Origin of the sequence: Povalibacter uvarum (assembly GCF_014202975.1) — a bacterium.
GTDB classification, from domain to species: Bacteria; Pseudomonadota; Gammaproteobacteria; order Steroidobacterales; family Steroidobacteraceae; genus Steroidobacter; species Steroidobacter uvarum.
Window position 1 is genome coordinate 1 of record NZ_JACHHZ010000011.1, and the last position, 1171, is coordinate 1171.

Below are 1171 nucleotides of genomic sequence, written 5' to 3' on the forward strand. Positions count from 1 at the left end.
CGTAAGCTCCCCCGTCAAGGACACAACTCCAAAGTAGACTTTCCAGCGCTTGCTCGCCTCGGCATGAAGGTGAGGGGCGGCACCCGGCCGAGGCTGTCGTGCGGCCGCTCCTCGTTGTATTCGCGCAGCCAGTCCTCAGTAATGGCGCGTACCTGGTCGATCGATTCGAACACGTAGGCATCGAGCACTTCGTCCCGATAGGTCTTGTTGAATCGCTCGATGTACGCGTTCTGGTCGGGCTTGCCGGGCTGGATGAAGCGCAGTTCGATGCCTCGTTCGCAGCACCACTCGGTGAAGGCAATCGACGTCAGCTCGCTGCCGTTATCCAGCCGCAGTGCCAACGGCTTACCGTACAGCTCGATCAGCTGCTCCATCACGCGGATGACACGCAGGCTCGGAATCGAATGTGCGACTTCGATCCCAAGCACTTCGCGATTGCCCTCATCGATGACGTTGAAGGTGCGAAAGGCGCGGCCGCTGTAGAGCGTGTCGGCCATGAAGTCGAGCGCCCATATTTCATTCAACCGCAGCGGTGCGAGCAGCGGCTGACGAAGACGCGTGGGCAGCCGTCGTTTCGTCCGCCGCGGCAGATTCAGCTTCAGCGCGCAGTACACCCGGTGCAGTCGCTTGTGGTTGATCACATGCCCATCCAGGCGCGAGCGATCGTAGAGCTTCCAAAAGCCCCAACGGGGCCGACGCGCCACCAGTTCATTGAGCACCTCGATCACCCCTCGATCGCGCTCCATGCACGATCGCGGCCTTCGGTACCACGCCGTCCGCGATAGCCTGGTCGCCTTGCAGGCCCGGCCGATCGACATCCCGTGTTCCTTCACGAGCACCTCGGCCACCTGCCGCTTCACGGACGGCTCTACAGTTTTCTGGACAGGACGTCTTTGATCGCCGTGTTCTCGAGCGCAAGTTCCGCGTACATGCGTTTGAGCTTCGCGTTCTCGGCTTCGAGTTCTTTCATCCGCTTCAGCTCCGAGACCGACACGCCGCCATACTTGCCGCGCCAGTTGAAGTAGGTCGCGCGACTGATCTTGTGCTTGCGCGTCAGTTCATCGATCGAAACGCCTGCTTCCCCTTCTCTCAAGATCGCGACGATCTGCGATTCCGTGAACCTCGATTTCCTCATGACACTCTCCCGGTTCGCCGGAAGAGTCTACTATTC

At 60.5% G+C, this 1171-nt stretch carries 1 protein-coding gene; it reads right to left on the reverse strand.

Going from position 1 to position 1171, the window contains the following annotated elements:
* Nucleotides 1–14: 14 nt before the first annotated feature.
* Nucleotides 15–1135, reverse strand: a protein-coding gene (locus HNQ60_RS27230) for an IS3 family transposase (protein ID WP_184335977.1) whose coding sequence is annotated in 2 segments (ribosomal slippage) — nucleotides 15–874 and nucleotides 874–1135 — 1122 coding nt in all. Because the reading frame shifts where the segments join, the coding sequence is not laid out codon by codon here.
* Nucleotides 1136–1171 lie beyond the last annotated feature (36 nt).